Here is a 16,277-nt window from a genome sequence, read left to right on the forward strand (position 1 = left end):
AACCATTTAAAATATCGCAAGAATATCTCGTTAATTATTTACATTATAGTAAATAAAATTTAAATTTTTTAGATATTTTTTATACCATCCTTTTTTGTATATAATAAAACAAAGTTTTAATATGATATAATAATATTTTAGGTAGAAATACATATAAAAATAATTAGCAAATTTAATAAATATAAATGACTTGAAAGGAATTTAAATATGGGGAAAATTTTAGTATTAGCGGAAAAGCCATCCGTTGGTAGAGATATAGCAAAAGTATTAGGATGCAAAAATGATAAGCATGGATTTATAGAGGGCCCTAAATATGTTGTAACTTGGGCATTAGGTCATTTGGTTACACTTGCAGATCCAGAAATTTATGACCAAAAGTATAAATTCTGGAATATGGAAGATCTTCCGATGCTTCCTAAATATCTAAAAACTATTGTAATAAAAAAAAGCGGTAAGCAGTTTAACACAGTAAAGAGTCAAATTAACCGAAATGATATAGATGAGATAATTATTGCTACTGATGCAGGTAGAGAAGGAGAACTTGTTGCTAGATGGATAATAGAAAAATCTAAGTCTAATAAACCAATAAAAAGGCTTTGGATTTCGTCTAGTACTGATAAAGCAATAAAAGAAGGATTTAACAATTTAAAAGATGGTCACAAGTACGACAACTTATATTATTCAGCAATAGCTAGAGCTGAAGCAGATTGGATAGTTGGTATAAACGCAACTAGAGCTTTAACTACTAAATACAATGCACAATTATCATGCGGTAGAGTTCAAACTCCAACAGTTTCTATTATTAAAAACAGAGAAGATGAAATTCAAAATTTTAAATCAAAAGATTATTTTGGAATAAATGTAAATGCAATTAAAGGAAGCTCTGAATTTAGACTTACATGGAATGATAAAAATAATTCTACATCTACTTTTAATAAAAATAAAGTAGAAGAAATAATAACTAAAATTAAAGGAAAAGATTTAGATGTAATAAACGTTAATAAGACGTATAAAAAGAAGCAATCTCCAGCGTTATACGATTTAACTGAGCTTCAAAGAGATGCTAACAAGATATTTGGGTTTTCAGCAAAAGAAACATTATCAATCATGCAAAAACTTTATGAGCATCATAAAGTATTAACTTATCCAAGAACAGACTCTAGATATTTAACAGATGATTTAGTCGATACACTAAAAGATAGAATAAAGGCTGTTAATTTCAGTGAATATTCAAAAGTATGCAACAAGCTGCTTAAGAATAAAATAGTTAAAAATAAAAATTTTGTAGATAATTCTAAGGTTACTGATCATCATGCCATAATTCCTACTGAAGAGCGTGTATTTATAAGTGATTTAAGCGATAAAGAGAGAAAAATTTTTGATTTAGTAGTAAAAAGATTTTTATCAGTTTTATCTGAACCTTATGAGTACGAACAGACTAAAGTAATAGGAAAAATAGACGATGAAACATTTACAGCATCTGGAAATAAAGTTGTTAAATTAGGTTGGAAAGATAACTATAGAGAACAAGATGATGAAGGTTTAAAGACAATGCCTAATATTAATGAAGGTGATATTCTTAATATAGTGAGTATTACTATGAGTGAGGGCAAAACAAATCCTCCATCGTACTTAAATGAAGGTACTTTGCTTACACAGATGGAGAAAAATGGTCTAGGTACAGTTGCAACCAGGGCTGATATTATAGAAAAATTATTTAACTCATTTTTGATTGAAAAAAAGGACAGAGATATACATATAACTTCTAAAGGTAAACAGCTTTTGGATCTTGTTCCAGAAGATTTGAAATCAGCTCAGATGACTTCTTCATGGGAAAAAAGGCTACAGGATATATCTAATGGTAAATTAAATAAAAATGTATTTATAAACGATATGAAAAATTATACTAAATCTATTATTAAAGAAATAAAAAATAGCGAAAGTAAATTTAAACATGATAATTTAACTAAAAATAAGTGTCCTGAATGCGGAAAATATATGTTAGAGGTTAACGGAAAAAAAGGAAAAATGTTGGTTTGTGAAGATAGAGAATGTAATACAAGAAAGCTAATTTCGCAGACAACTAACTCTAGATGCCCAAATTGCCATAAAAAACTTGAATTAAGAGGCGAAGGGGAAGGAAAGATATTTATATGCTTATGTGGGTATAGAGAAAAACTAACTTCATTTAATAAGAGAAAAAATGAAGAAAAATCTAAGGCTAGCAAGAATGATGTAAATAAATACCTTAAAAATCAAAATAAAGATCAAGAGATATTTAATAATCCATTTGCTGAAGCCTTAGCTAAGTTAAAAAAATAAATAAAAAAAATAATCGATTTGTTTACTCATAATAATTATTTAAATTATCGTTTTGAGTAAAGAATTGATTATTTTTATTTAATAAACTTTATCGCTCCTGTGTCGTGTAAATTCTTGATTATAGTGGCTGCTATAGGAAATCCAAAAAGACCTAAGATTCCGAAGAGTTGCGCGCCAATAAACATACACATTAGAGTAATTAATGGATAAAGGCCTATCTGATTTCCTACAACTTTAGGCTCTAATACTTGTCTCACAATCGTTATTAATATATAGATTATAAATAAACCGATAGCCATACTACTGTTTCCGTTAATAAGCGAGATTATTGCCCATGGAATAATTATACTTCCTGTTCCTAGTATAGGGAGTATATCTACTAAAGCTATTAAAACTGCGATAGGAAAAGCTGCATCTACACGAAGAATAGTGAGACCTATCCAAAGCTCTATAAAAGTTACCGACAACAAAATTGCATATGCTTTTAACAATTTTAGTACAGCTGTAATACTACTATTTTTTACATTTAGAATAAATTCACGATTTTTCTCTGAAAACTGATTCAATACAAAATTGATGATTTTTTTATAGTCAAAAGTAAAAAAGAAAGAAGCTATTATTGTAATTATTAGTTTTAACATAAGCCCCGGTGCTCTCGTTGCAGCGCTAGTTATAAAGTTTAACGCATTAGATGAAAATGAAGCAACTAAAGACATTATAGATTGCGATAGATTGTCCCAACCAATTAGGTCGATATTCGGAGCTAATAACTCTATTTTTGAAAAGAAAGTATCTAAGTATGGTTCTATAGAATACTTGTATAAATCAGGAAGAGTAAATACCATTTCACTAATTTTCTCAAATATTTTAGCACCAAAACCTGTAAGTGCAGCTATCATAACAGCGTAAAATAAAAGAAGAACAACCGTTGATGTTAAAGCAGGATTGATTTTTATTTTTTTTGTTAGGAAATTTATTGCTGGTCTCAATATAAAAGCAATAAAAAATCCGATTATAAATGGCATAAAAAGTGGCAGGATAAATTTAAAGCTTGCAAATATAAGAGCTGCTATCAATATAAAGTATGTAAATTTTATAATAAAAGCTCTTTGTTTTTCTAGACTGATCATAAAAAACCTCCATAGTCATTGTTGTTTGATTGTATTATGTAATTATTGACTAAAATTAACTAATCTATAACGTTGATAACATATATATTATATTTGGAATAGAAGGGCTAGTTTTTATATAGTGAATATATACTATTTTAAAATTCTACATATTGTTGATTTAGTTAATTTTAGCATTATTCTCATTTAAGTACCAGTTAAATTCTGATTAAATTGTCTGAAGGAATTAAATTTATATTTAAAAAAAATAGGATATCAATATGATTTAAGATTAGCGATTGAATTGTAATTATATATAAAAGACAAGAATTTTATTATGAAAATATGGATTTAATAGAATATTTTTATAAAGTTATACAAACATATTATATATTTTACATCATCAACATATATATACATTATGAGTGTTTTATAACAGTTTGTTTTATTGACTAAGACTTATTATATAGGGTATACTTTAATTAAGGAAAAAGAGATTACATGCTATGGGCTTAGGGTGTATCTCCATAGAATATAAAATATTTAATATTTTAATCTGAAGCATCCGAATTGCCGTTCGGGTGTTTTAATTTTTTGATGTCTTTTTTTAACTTTATATATGTATTGATAAGTTTAGATAGTCTATTTAATATTAAAGTTATAGCAGCAAGTGTACTGCCGATAAAAAATAATATACTCAAAAAATCTCCCATATATTATCACCTCCAATCATAAGGAAGGGATAATTTTTTATATGGATTTACACCCGATAGTATGTAATCTCACTATTATTATAACATATATGTACTGTATTAAATTCATTGGATTGTAGCCAATTATTTTGATATTGTGACTTATTTAGAACTATTATTTAATAAAGAAAGCAAAACTAAATTTCAATATGATTTGACAAAAAATCTTATACTATTGTGTTTTGAAAACAAGATTGGTAAAATTAAGATATTATATGTAAACTAGTAAAAATTCTGACAATATTGTTTAGGTTAATTTAATGGGGTGAAAATATGAAAAATTTTAGAGATTTGGGAGGAATAAAATCTCAGGATGGAAGAGTAGTAAAAAAGGGATATTTCTATAGGTCAGCAAATTTAGGAAATCTTTCAGAAGAAGATATAGAATCATTAAAAAGAATAAATATAAAATGTATATTTGATTATAGAAGTGATAATGAAGCTAAAAATCATCCATCGACAGAAATCAAAGGCATAAAAAATATTAGAATTCCAGCTATGAGCTTAAAAAAGTTCAGTGGTGCAAAGTTTGGATCAATAGAAGATATGATAGAAAGTATGTTTGAAAAGTCTGGAGCATTCAATATGCTAAAAGAGAGCTATCACAAACTTCCTATTAACAACCCTTCTTACAAAAAGCTTGTGGAGCTAGTTAGAGACCAAAGTATGCTACCTTTAATCAATCACTGTACGGCAGGAAAAGACAGAACAGGGGTAGGGAGTGCTATTATTTTAATGATCCTTGGGGTATCTAGAGAACATATTATTGAGGATTACTTAAAGAGCAATGATTTTGCAGAAGAAGAAATTAATAAGCTAATAGAACAGAAGCCTGAGTTTAAAAATGTAGATAGGGAAAAATTAAACCATATTTTTGGAGTTAATTTAGATTACATCAGCGCTACTTTCAACAGGATAGACGAAGTGTATAAAACAACTGAAGACTATTTGTATGGGGAGTTTGGTCTAGACTTGAATGAAATAAATACTTTGAGAAATATGTATTTAGAATAAAGTATTTAAAAGTAACAGCTTAAGATTTAAGTATAACTATGTTATAAAAAATTTTAGGAGGATATTGAGTGTTAAAAAAATGGTTTAACATTATAAAAAATAAACAATTTGAAGGGATTGATAATGACGAGAAGGTTTTAGGTAATGAAAAATTAGAAAGCAATTTAGAAGAAATAAAAAATAAAGAAGATAGACAAGAAAAAAGGAAATTATATGAGACTGAGTGCAATGGAACTGGGTTAGTAGAAACAAAAGAAATCAGAAAAAAAACTAATTTAGATTTATGTGAAGTAGATTTAAGATTAGAAGAAAATATTGATTCTAATAAAAGTGATTTAGAAAAAAAAGATGACAATAATAGAAGACTAGAAGAAGCTGATGCAGAATTTATAAAAGAAGTGAAGTTAAGACGAGCTAAATCTATAGTAGCTACAAATATTTATACTAATGAAAAGATGGAGTTTAAAACTCACTCTGAGTGTAGTAGAAAGCTAAAGATTCCTTTACTTTACATAAAAGAAAATATCATATATGGATATACTGAATATTTCGGAGATGCTATTAATTATATTGGAGAGCAACTTGGATTATCTGAATTTTCATATAGAAGTGATAAATATTTTGAAAATGGAAAAAATCCATTCGAAATTTATAAGCAATTAAATGATAAAATTTTTTCAGCAAAACTTTCCGAAGAAAAAAGAAGTTCAATACTTATAAGCTCTAAAATAGAGCCGGTAAGTATGACATATTCATTTGAATGTCTTGACTTTGAATATGATGATTATTTTTTAAAGTATAAAGATATTATAAGGAGAACTGGTAAAAAGAAAATTGAACTTGTCAAGAAAAATGGTGAGGTCTTAGAAGTATTTAAATCTATAGAAGAGTGTGCAAATTACCTAAATATAGAAAAATCTAAAGTACAAGATATGCTACGATGTGGAGATACAAAAGTGGATAGAAATTACATAAGATATAGTTTCAGAAAAATATGATTCACTAAAAATTCATATTAGTTTCGGCTTTTATTCACACAACACAAATTATTATGATGTAAAATAATATACAATAAGATTTGTGTAATAATTCGGAAGGAGCCTGATAGATCAAGTGAATGCTTCAAAGATTGAATTTAAAAAATCCCATGATCTATTAAGAATTAAGCAAATATCGATTATAACTTTAATAGGATTACTATTTTTAGGTATATATATGTCAGGCAGATTCTCATTTAAAAAGCTTCTATATTCACAGAAAACTTATAGCAAAGATAAGATAATTGCTACTATGAGTGGATTTAGCATCACTGAAGAAGATTTAAAATTAAAAATGGATCAAATATTGTGTTTTACGGACAAATCACCTATGGGTAACGATGAAGTTAAGAGATATGAGTACAATTTAATAGACCATATGACAAAGACTGAAATATTGTATCAAGAGGGAATATCGAGAGGAATAAAAGTTTCAGGTGACGAAATAGATAAGCAGTATTTAACAATTATAGATGGACTTAAAGAAAAGTATTCTCTGGACGAAGAAGGAATATTGAAAAAGTTGAATGTTAATAAAGTTGACTTTAAAAATGAACAAGATAAAGAACTTATAGCCAAAAAATTTATAGCATCTACCTGTAGCGTAACAGATAAAGAAGCGCAAGAGTACTATATAAATAATAAAGGTGATTTTTTGGAGATAAGGGCGTCGCATATTTTAATAAAAGATATAGATTCAAGAGGAAATGATTTAAATAGAAAGCAAAAAGATGAAGCTAAAGTTAAAGCAGAAGAAATTCTAAAAAAAGCATTAAAAGGAGATAATTTTGCGGATTTAGCTAAAAAATATTCTGATGATCCGAGTTCCAAGTACGGTGGAGATCTTGGGTACTTTGGTAGAGGAGAAATGGTAGAATCCTTTGAAAATGCAGCTTTTTCATTAGGCGACAATCAAATTTATGATAAGATAGTAAAGAGTGATTACGGCTATCATATAATTAAAAGAACATCACAAAAATACAAAGATTTTAGTAATGTAAAAAATGAAATAATAAACATTATATCTTATGAGAAACAAAGCAAATTAATTAAGCAACTAAAAGTTAAGTATAATTTAAATATTGTGGATGAGTACAATTATAAAAAAATATATTAAAACTTTAATAAAAGTTTGCTGTTGACACAAGCCTATAATTTATAGGCTTTTTATATGTTAAAATAAATAACTAGTAATTTGGATTATAAAAAACAATTCAGATAATTCTTTATATAGAAAGGTGATATGCTTTACTAACATATTATTTTTAACAGAAAAAAGAATGTAAAAAAAAGTAATAAATTGTTGAGTAATAAATAAATTGATGATATCATTTACTTAAGAGATTATATTGTAAACGATTTCATTTGGTAAAAATAGACAAATAAAATCTAAATAGTACATAAATATTCGAAGTAAGAAGGTATAATTACCTACTTGTTGAATATATAATTTCAAATATATTTATATTTGGTCAGAAATATTTTGAGGAGGTTTTTTATAATGAATGTAAAAGACAGAGTACTTAAATTAAGAGAGCTTATGGAAGAGAAAAATATAGATGCTTATATTATTCCATCTTCTGATAGTCATCAAAGTGAATACGTAGGTGATTATTTTAAATCAAGAGAGTTTATATCAGGATTTAATGGTTCAGCTGGTACAGTAATCGTTACTAAAGAAAAAGCAGGTCTTTGGACAGATGGTAGATACTTTATACAAGCTGAGAATCAATTAGAAGGAAGCACAATTGATTTATACAGAATGGGTCAAGAAGGTGTTCCATCAATTGAAGAATTCCTATTTGAAAATATAAAAGATGGTGGAACATTAGGATTTGATGGTAGAGTAGTTTCAGCTAAAGAAGGTAGTTCTTATGCTGGTATGTTATCTAATAAGGGTGTAAAAGTAGAGTACCAATATGATTTAATCGATGGTGTTTGGGAAGATAGACCGGCTCTATCTGACAGTAAAGCATTTTTATTAGATGTAAAATTTACAGGTGAAAGCTTTAGCTCTAAACTATCTAGACTTAGAGATAAAATGAAAGAAGAAAACACAACATATCATGTAATCACTACACTTGATGATATAGCTTGGTTATTTAATATAAGAGGTGGAGACGTAAAATATAATCCAGTTGTACTATCGTATGCTGTCATAACACTAAATGAAGTGCATTTATTTGTTGATGAAAACAAATTAAATGATGAAATAAAAGCTGAGTTAGCAAAAGAGAATGTACAAATAAAACCATACAATGATGTTTATGATTTCGTTAAACATGTAGGAAATAACGAAAGAGTATTAGTAGATGGAACTAAAATAAACTACGCAATACTTAACAATATTCCAGCTGGGGTTGAAAAGGTAGATCAATTTAACCCAGTTATGTTCTTTAAAGCTCAAAAGAATGAAGTAGAAATTGAAAATATCAGAAGATCACATATAAAAGATGGGGTAGCATTTACTAAGTTTATGTATTGGTTAAAGAATAATGTTGGTAAAATGGAAATAACTGAAATGAGCGCTAGCCAAAAACTAGAAGATTTCAGAAGAGAGCAAGAAGGATTCTTCGAACCAAGTTTTGATACAATAGCTGGTTACAAAGAGCACGCTGCTATGATGCATTATAGTGCAACTCCTGAAACTGATTATAAATTACAACCAGAGCATTTATTCTTAATTGATTCAGGTGGACAATATTATGATGGTACTACTGATATAACTAGAACTATGGCGCTTGGACCGATAAATGATGAATTAAGACTTCACTTTACATCAGTACTTAGAGGAATGATAGGCCTATCAAGAGCGAAATTCTTACATGGATGTAGAGGATATAACTTAGATATACTTTCTAGAGGAATTATGTGGCAAATGGGAATAGACTATCAATGTGGAACTGGTCATGGTATTGGATTTGTTCTAAATGTTCACGAAGCTCCAAATGGATTTAGATGGAGAGTTGTTCCTGAAAGATTTGATAGTGCTGTTCTTGAAGAGGGAATGGTAACTACTAATGAGCCAGGGATATACATTGAAGGTTCTCACGGTATAAGAATAGAAAATGAAATAGTAACAAAAAAAGCCGAAAAGAATATGTACGGTCAGTTTATGGAGTTTGAAGTTGTTACATTTGCGCCAATAGATTTAGATGCTGTTGACCCAACAATAATGACTAAAGAAGAAAAAGACTACTTAAACTGGTATCATGGACAAGTATTCGAAAAGGTTTCTACTCATTTAAATTCAGAAGAGAGAGAATGGTTAAAAGAATATACAAGAGCAATATAATGAATTTTATATTTAGATAAATTATTTAGCGTGTTAATCTGCACATAAGTGCGGTTTAACACGCTTTTTACTTTGTAGACGTATCCTGAAATCAACAACTGGTATTAGCATTGTATATATGGGTGGAGCAATGTAATTTATTGTATTAACATTATCTCTTGAGAAAAATTAAGTCTACAAACGTTTACAAACTTTTTATTTGAATTTTTTATAAATACATAAATATATTTTTGTATTAAAAATATAAAAATTAAATATCAAAGAAAATATACTTAAAAAATATTTTATAAATTTTATGAAAGCATTCAATATCTTGCGAAATCAATATACATATTTTAAAATTTAATATTGAAATGCAATATGTTATTCAATTTACAGAAAATACGGTTATTCATATATTTAAAAAAATATAATTAATATGAAAAAATATTGAGAAGTATAGCGAATAGTGCTATATTTAAAGTATGTCATATTGACAAATTATGCACAGAAAATATTAATATCTGGGGGTATTTATGATGAAAGTAAAAGATAGAGTAAGTAAGTTAAGAGAACTTATGAAAGAGAAAAATATAGATGCCTATATTATTCCATCTTCTGATAGTCATCAAAGTGAATACGTAGGTGATTATTTCAAATCTAGAGAGTTTATTTCAGGGTTTACTGGATCTGCTGGTACAGTAATAGTTACTAAAGAAGAAGCAGGACTTTGGACGGATGGAAGATATTTTATACAAGCCGAAGCACAGTTAGAAGGTAGTACAGTAAAATTATTTAAGATGGCACAAGAAGGGGTTCCGACTACTGCAGAATATTTATACGATAATATACCAAAAGGCGGGACACTTGGTTTTGATGGTAGAGTTGTATCATCGAAAGAGGGTGCTAACCTATCCGAAAAACTAGCTGAAAAAGATATAAAAATTGAATACGAATACGATTTGATAGATATGATATGGGAAGATAGACCAGCTCTATCTGACAGTAAAGCTTTTCTGCTAGATGTAAAATACACAGGAGAAAGCTTTAGCTCTAAATTAGTTAGACTTAGAGAAAAAATGGAACAACTTAGCACTACATGTCATGTAATAACAAGCCTTGATGATATAGCTTGGTTATTTAATATAAGAGGTGGAGATGTTGAATTTAATCCAGTTGTTTTATCATATGCAGTAGTGACTTTAGATAAGGTGTATTTATTTGTCGATGAAAACAAACTAAATGATGAAATAAACTCTGAATTTGCTAAGGAAAACGTTGTTATAAAACCGTATAATGATATATATGAATTTGTAAAGGGAATAGAATCTAGTGAAGTTGTACTTATTGATGGTACAAAAATAAACTATGCAGTTTACAACAATATACCAGAAGATGTAAAGAAAGTAGATCAACATAACCCAACTTTATTTTTTAAAGCTGTGAAAAACGAAGTAGAATTAAAAAATATAAGAAATTCACACATAAAAGATGGTGTTGCATTTACTAAATTTATGTACTGGTTAAAAAATAATGCAGGTAAGATAGAAATCACTGAAATAAGTGCTAGTCAAAAACTAGAAGATTTAAGAAGAGAACAAGAAGGTTTCTTTGAGCCAAGTTTTAGTACAATTGCTGGTTACAAAGAACATGCCGCTATGATGCACTACAGTGCAACTCCAGAAACTGATTATAAATTAGAATCTGAAGGGATGTTTTTAATAGATTCAGGTGGACAATATTATGATGGAACGACAGATATAACTAGAACAATGGTACTTGGGCCTATTAGTGATGAATATAAGTTACACTTCACATCAGTAGCTAGAGGTATGATAAGTCTATCTAGAGCAAAATTTTTACATGGTTGTATAGGATATAACCTTGATGTATTAAGTAGAGGTATTATGTGGCAAATGGGTATAGACTATCAATGTGGTACAGGGCATGGGATAGGATTTGTTTTAAATGTTCATGAGGCTCCAAATGGATTTAGATGGAAAGTATCACCAGATAGATTCGAAACTGCAGTTCTTGAAGAAGGTATGGTTACAACAAATGAACCTGGTATATATATAGAAGGTTCTCATGGTATTAGAATAGAAAATGAAATAGTAACAAGAAAAGCCGAAAAGAATATGTACGGACAATTCATGGATTTTGAAGTGGTAACATTTGCACCAATTGATTTAGATGGTATAGTGCCAGAATTAATGACACATGAAGAAAGAGAGTATTTAAACTGGTACCATGGACAAGTATTTGAAAAAATATCTCCACATTTAACTAATGAAGAGAGAGAGTGGCTAAAAAAATATACTAGATCTATATAGAAAATTTAAATTCTGAGAATTTTAATTTACTTCAAATAAAAACCGTCTCAATATTATATTTGAGACGGTTTTTAATTACTATTCTTCAGTCAATCCCAATAGCCATTTATTCAATAAAAATAATATCGAGCCGCATATAATTAAAACTGTTGGTATTGTAATGTATACACTTAACATACCGACACTATCTATTATAGCTTGTGTATAACCAGAAATTTTGTTTGCAGCAAATTTTCCAAGAAACCAAATTGCAGTCAATGAAGAGACATATTTCTGAGGGGAAAGCTTGTTTACCATACCGTAACCAATAGGTGAAAAACAAATTTCTCCAATGCTTTGAAATGTTAAAAATCCTATAATCCAAAGTATACTTGCCTTGAATGTTGGATCAATATTTGAAGTATTTTGAAAAATAGCACCTATTATAAATAAAAATGCAATTGCAAGTATTAAAAAACCTAATCCCATTTTATTTACAACACTTACATCTTTTTTTCTAACAGTTGCTATTTTTATCCAAATATAAGAAATTGTTGGTCCAAGTAAAACACATAAAAGTCCGTTATATGAGTCAATCCATGAGGTTGGTACTTCAAAATTTCCTATAAATAAATTTATATGCTCTTTTGTATAAAGGGCAATTGACATTGTTGCTTGATTGTAAGCAATCCAAAAAAACACAGTAAAAAATGCTAACACCAATATCATTAATATTCTTTGTTTCTCTTTGAATGTTAATGGAACTAAAGATAATTTCTTTTTTTCCTCCAAAGTAATTTTTATTTGTTCTTTTCTACTTTTTCTATCTATACTTGAATCTTTAAAAAATATCTTATCTCCAATTGTAAAAACTAACAAGCCGATGATTGTAATAATTGATGCAGTTAAAAAGACGTATCTGTACCCATATACTACAACGTCAGATCCTAGTTTATGTGAAAACCATGCATTAGCAATAAGGCCTGCAACAAAAGGACCGATTAAAGTTCCTATATTTGTAGAAGTATATGTAATTAAAAATGCACTATCTTTTCTTGGATCCTCATTGTTATATAGACTCCCAACTAAAGTATGCAAGTTTGATTTATAAAATCCAATACCAAGCCCTGTCAAAAATATCATTATATGTATAGAACTTTCGCTTAAAGCAAAAAAACCAATAAAATAACCTATCGAAACTAATATTAATCCGATTTTAATGCAGTTTTTAGGGCCAATAAATCTATCGCTTACCCAGCCTCCAATGATGGGAGAGAAGTATGCCCACGACAGAAATGATGCCACCATAGAAGAGGCTTGAGCCGCACTTAATCCCAAGCCACCATTTATAGTATTTTCGGCTAAAAATAGTAAAAGCACTAGTTTAACACCATAATAAGCCAGACCGACTATAGTAAATATTGAACAGCAAAAATATAGAGCTGTCGGTTGTTTAATAATTTTTTCTTCTTTTAGTATAGCTTCCATTGTTTACTCCTTCTGATTTGTTTAATTATTGATTATAAGTCTAATTTAAGGTCGCCATCTTTAATCCAATTTTTCTTTCTCATAAATTCAGCTATGATAAGAGTTATAACTGCGGGTAAAACAAAATGAAGTAATATAATTCCAAACCACATTGATGAACCTGATCTTCCTACACTTTCCATAGCAGTAATTGTACCAAACTGACCGACAAAACCACATGTGCCCATGCCAGAACCAATAGGGATATTTTCCATTTTAAAAACTGTTGTAGAAATTGGTCCTAGTATTAAAGAGGACACAGTAGGAGGTATCCAAATTTTCCAATTTTTAATTATATTAGGAACTTGTAGCATAGAAGTTCCTATACCTTGAGCAATCAATCCTCCAACACCATTTTCTTTATAACTCATTACTGCAAAACCAATCATTTGACAACAACAACCAACAGTAGCAGCTCCTCCAGCAAGCCCTCCAAGGCTAAGCATAATACATATCGCTGCACTACTTATTGGAAGTGTTAATGCAATACCTACTAAAGCTGATACAAGAGCACCCATTAATATTGGTTGCATTGTAGTTGATTTCATAATTAAATTTCCAAAAGAGGTCATAAAAGCAGATATCACTGGACCTACTAAACCCGCTACAAAAACTCCAATTAGTATTGTAACTGCTGGAGTAATAAGAATATCAACTTTTGTTTCTTTTGATACGACTTTACCAAATTCTGTTGCAAATATTGTGGCAATATACGCTCCTACAGGTCCTCCAAGTTCGTAGCCGTATGAACCAACTAAAACGCTTGAAAAAAGGACTAAAGGTGGAGCTTGTAAACCATATGCAATAGATACTGCTATTGCAGGTCCAGTTACTTGTGTAGCAATTGGGCTGATAACATCAGTAAATAGTTTGATATCTAGTTTTGTACCTATTGTGTTAAAAATGGTACCTATTAATAGCGAAGCAAATAATCCTAGAGCCATAAATCCTGTCGCATCTACGAGATAATTTTTTAACGAAATATCTATGTTTTTCTTTTCTAAAAAACTTTTAACCCCTTTATTCGTATTGTCTGGATTCAAACTTTACAAACCTCCTTATAAAATAATATTTATAGCATGTGTTTATTATATATATTTTGCCCAATTATAGCAAATACTATTTAAAATAAGCGTTCCGAGTCGTTTGATAGGTTTTTATCAAATGTTATTTTAGTTTTAAATTTCTAGTTTATAGTTTATAATTAAAAATAAGATTTTGATTTATCTAATCAATATTTTAAGTATTCAAAATTTTTATTAGGGTAAACAGCTTGTGAAATAACTGTTATTTATTAAAGGGAGTGAGAGGATGAGATATTTAAAAGACAAAAAAACTTTAAAAATAGCTATTTTATTATCTATTCCTGTTTTACTTGTAGCGCAGTTTTACCTGTTTAAAATTGGGATAATAAGACCGATGGTTAAAGGAGTAGAAATAGAAATTTCTGATGGAGATTATATTAAAGATATAGATAAATATATTATTAAACTAAATGACACTGTAGAATTATCTAAAGGAAAATATATAAAGGTGCCATCTTATGCTAAAGATCCTAATCTTTGGTTTAATGTATTAGATAATAATGAAACTATTAAAATAGAAGGAAATAAAATGACTGGTCTAAAAGTTGGTTATTCTTCTATTGGTATAATGAAAAATTCAAGGGTTCTAAAAAAAGCAATGATAAGAGTAGTAGATCCTAAAGTAGATTCTTTAGATATGCAGATAGAAGGTAATTTGAACTATGTAGGAGATACAGCAAAAATAGAGAGTGTTGTTGATGTTGATTACGATAAATTTAAAGTTGCATACAAACCAAAATTTACTAGTAGCGATACGGATGTGTTAAAAATTAAAGGTAAAAAAGTAATTGCTGTTGGAGTTGGTAAAGCCACTATAACTGCGAAATGTGGAGATAAAGAGATTGAAAAGGATTTTGAAGTCCAAGCGTATGTGGATAATATAAATATAAGTAAAAATATAACCATAGAAGTAGATCAAGAATATAATATAAATCCAGATATTGAAACCAGTCCTAAAGGTTTGAAACCTCCAAAGGTAATTTACAGTTTAGCTGAAACTAAGTTGCCTGTAGAGAGAAAAATAAGCTTAGGTAAAAATGGTAATATAGTTGGACTTAGACAAGGAAAAGAAAAGGTTAAGATTACTTGCGGTAATGAATCTAGAGTAATCACAGTAAATGTTGTAAATGAAATTATTTCAAATAAGAGTATAAAAAACCTAATATTTGATCAAATAATAAAAGGAAATAAAATTTTAATAACTCTTTCATGGGATTATATGCAAAATGTCGATCATTATGATATATACTATAAAAATAACCTGACGACAAGAAAGTTTTTAAGATTTGGATCTATAAAAGTTACGGGTAATGAGATTGGGTCAGATGGTAGAGTTTATTATACTATGGAAGTTCAGCTAAGCAAAAACAAAAAGGCTGACATTGATGTCTATATAATTGGAAATAGTGAAGGTTTACAAACTAAGCCAAGTAAATTGATAAATATCAGTAACAGCGAAGAAACAATCAGTCAAATAGAAAATACAAAAGTTGAAAATGTTTCTATAAATACAGATGGAACTGATAGGGTAAATATAAAATGGGATAGAGTTAACTTTAAGGGTTCTACGTATAGTATTTATGTTAGAAATAATGCTATTGGTGAAAGTGATTTTACACTTTATAAAAATGGAATTTATGATAATGAGTATTCGTTTGAAAAACCAGAAGCAGGTGAAGATGGATTGATTAATTTAGACGCGTATGTTATAGCAACCCATAATGGAAATAAATCAAAACCTAGTAACGTTATAAATCTTAAATAAATATTTAAAAAAATAATAAATAAAAAGAAAAGAACTCTATTAATTAATAAAGTTATTTTTTAAATTAGTTACTTAAGCAG

11 protein-coding genes are annotated in these 16,277 nt (G+C 28.6%); 7 read left to right on the forward strand and 4 right to left on the reverse strand.

What is annotated here, in order from left to right:
* The first annotated feature begins 207 nt into the window (after nt 1–207).
* Nucleotides 208–2,322 (forward strand): DNA topoisomerase III, encoded by a 2,115-nt coding sequence (locus tag KQI18_RS08230; RefSeq protein WP_216467302.1) that lies wholly within the window; start codon nt 208–210, stop codon nt 2,320–2,322.
* 74 nt (nt 2,323–2,396) lie between these two features.
* Here the strand turns inward: KQI18_RS08230 and ytvI are convergent, their stop codons facing one another.
* Together ytvI and KQI18_RS08240 are read right to left on the reverse strand one after the other, a co-directional pair.
* Entirely contained in the window at nt 2,397–3,452 is a 1,056-nt protein-coding gene (gene ytvI / locus KQI18_RS08235; RefSeq protein WP_236887694.1) for a sporulation integral membrane protein YtvI, read from the reverse strand.
* A gap of 530 nt (nt 3,453–3,982) precedes the next feature.
* Nucleotides 3,983–4,144, reverse strand: a complete 162-nt coding sequence (locus tag KQI18_RS08240; RefSeq protein ID WP_216467303.1) for a hypothetical protein — start codon at nt 4,142–4,144, stop codon at nt 3,983–3,985.
* 312 nt (nt 4,145–4,456) lie between these two features.
* Here KQI18_RS08240 and KQI18_RS08245 point away from each other — a divergent pair, with 312 nt between their 5' ends.
* The 5 genes from KQI18_RS08245 (at nt 4,457) to KQI18_RS08265 (ending at nt 11,841) form a co-directional block, all read left to right on the forward strand.
* Entirely contained in the window at nt 4,457–5,197 is a 741-nt protein-coding gene (locus tag KQI18_RS08245) for a tyrosine-protein phosphatase (RefSeq protein WP_216467304.1), read from the forward strand.
* 68 nt (nt 5,198–5,265) lie between these two features.
* Nucleotides 5,266–6,195, forward strand: a complete 930-nt coding sequence (locus KQI18_RS14455; protein ID WP_216467305.1) for an NUMOD1 domain-containing DNA-binding protein — start codon at nt 5,266–5,268, stop codon at nt 6,193–6,195.
* 115 nt (nt 6,196–6,310) lie between these two features.
* Nucleotides 6,311–7,351 carry a peptidylprolyl isomerase gene (locus tag KQI18_RS08255; protein WP_216467306.1) on the forward strand — a complete coding sequence of 347 codons (1,041 nt, stop codon included), beginning with the start codon at nt 6,311–6,313 and terminating at the stop codon, nt 7,349–7,351.
* Nucleotides 7,352–7,735: 384 nt separating this feature from the next.
* Nucleotides 7,736–9,529, forward strand: a complete 1,794-nt coding sequence (locus KQI18_RS08260; RefSeq protein ID WP_216467307.1) for an aminopeptidase P family protein — start codon at nt 7,736–7,738, stop codon at nt 9,527–9,529.
* A 518-nt stretch (nt 9,530–10,047) separates the two neighbouring features.
* Nucleotides 10,048–11,841 carry an aminopeptidase P family protein gene (locus KQI18_RS08265; RefSeq protein WP_216467338.1) on the forward strand — a complete coding sequence of 598 codons (1,794 nt, stop codon included), beginning with the start codon at nt 10,048–10,050 and terminating at the stop codon, nt 11,839–11,841.
* A 78-nt stretch (nt 11,842–11,919) separates the two neighbouring features.
* Here the strand turns inward: KQI18_RS08265 and KQI18_RS08270 are convergent, their stop codons facing one another.
* Both KQI18_RS08270 and KQI18_RS08275 read right to left on the reverse strand, forming a co-directional pair.
* Nucleotides 11,920–13,308, reverse strand: a complete 1,389-nt coding sequence (locus KQI18_RS08270) for a peptide MFS transporter (RefSeq protein WP_216467308.1) — start codon at nt 13,306–13,308, stop codon at nt 11,920–11,922.
* 32 nt (nt 13,309–13,340) lie between these two features.
* On the reverse strand, nt 13,341–14,390 hold the full coding sequence (locus KQI18_RS08275) for a PTS transporter subunit IIC (protein ID WP_236887695.1): 1,050 nt from the start codon (nt 14,388–14,390) through the stop codon (nt 13,341–13,343).
* Between the two features lie 268 nt (nt 14,391–14,658).
* Here KQI18_RS08275 and KQI18_RS08280 point away from each other — a divergent pair, with 268 nt between their 5' ends.
* Nucleotides 14,659–16,197 carry a hypothetical protein gene (locus tag KQI18_RS08280; RefSeq protein ID WP_216467309.1) on the forward strand — a complete coding sequence of 513 codons (1,539 nt, stop codon included), beginning with the start codon at nt 14,659–14,661 and terminating at the stop codon, nt 16,195–16,197.
* Nucleotides 16,198–16,277: the final 80 nt, after the last annotated feature.

The organism is Metaclostridioides mangenotii (assembly GCF_018917235.1).
Classification (GTDB): Bacteria; Bacillota; Clostridia; order Peptostreptococcales; family Peptostreptococcaceae; genus Metaclostridioides.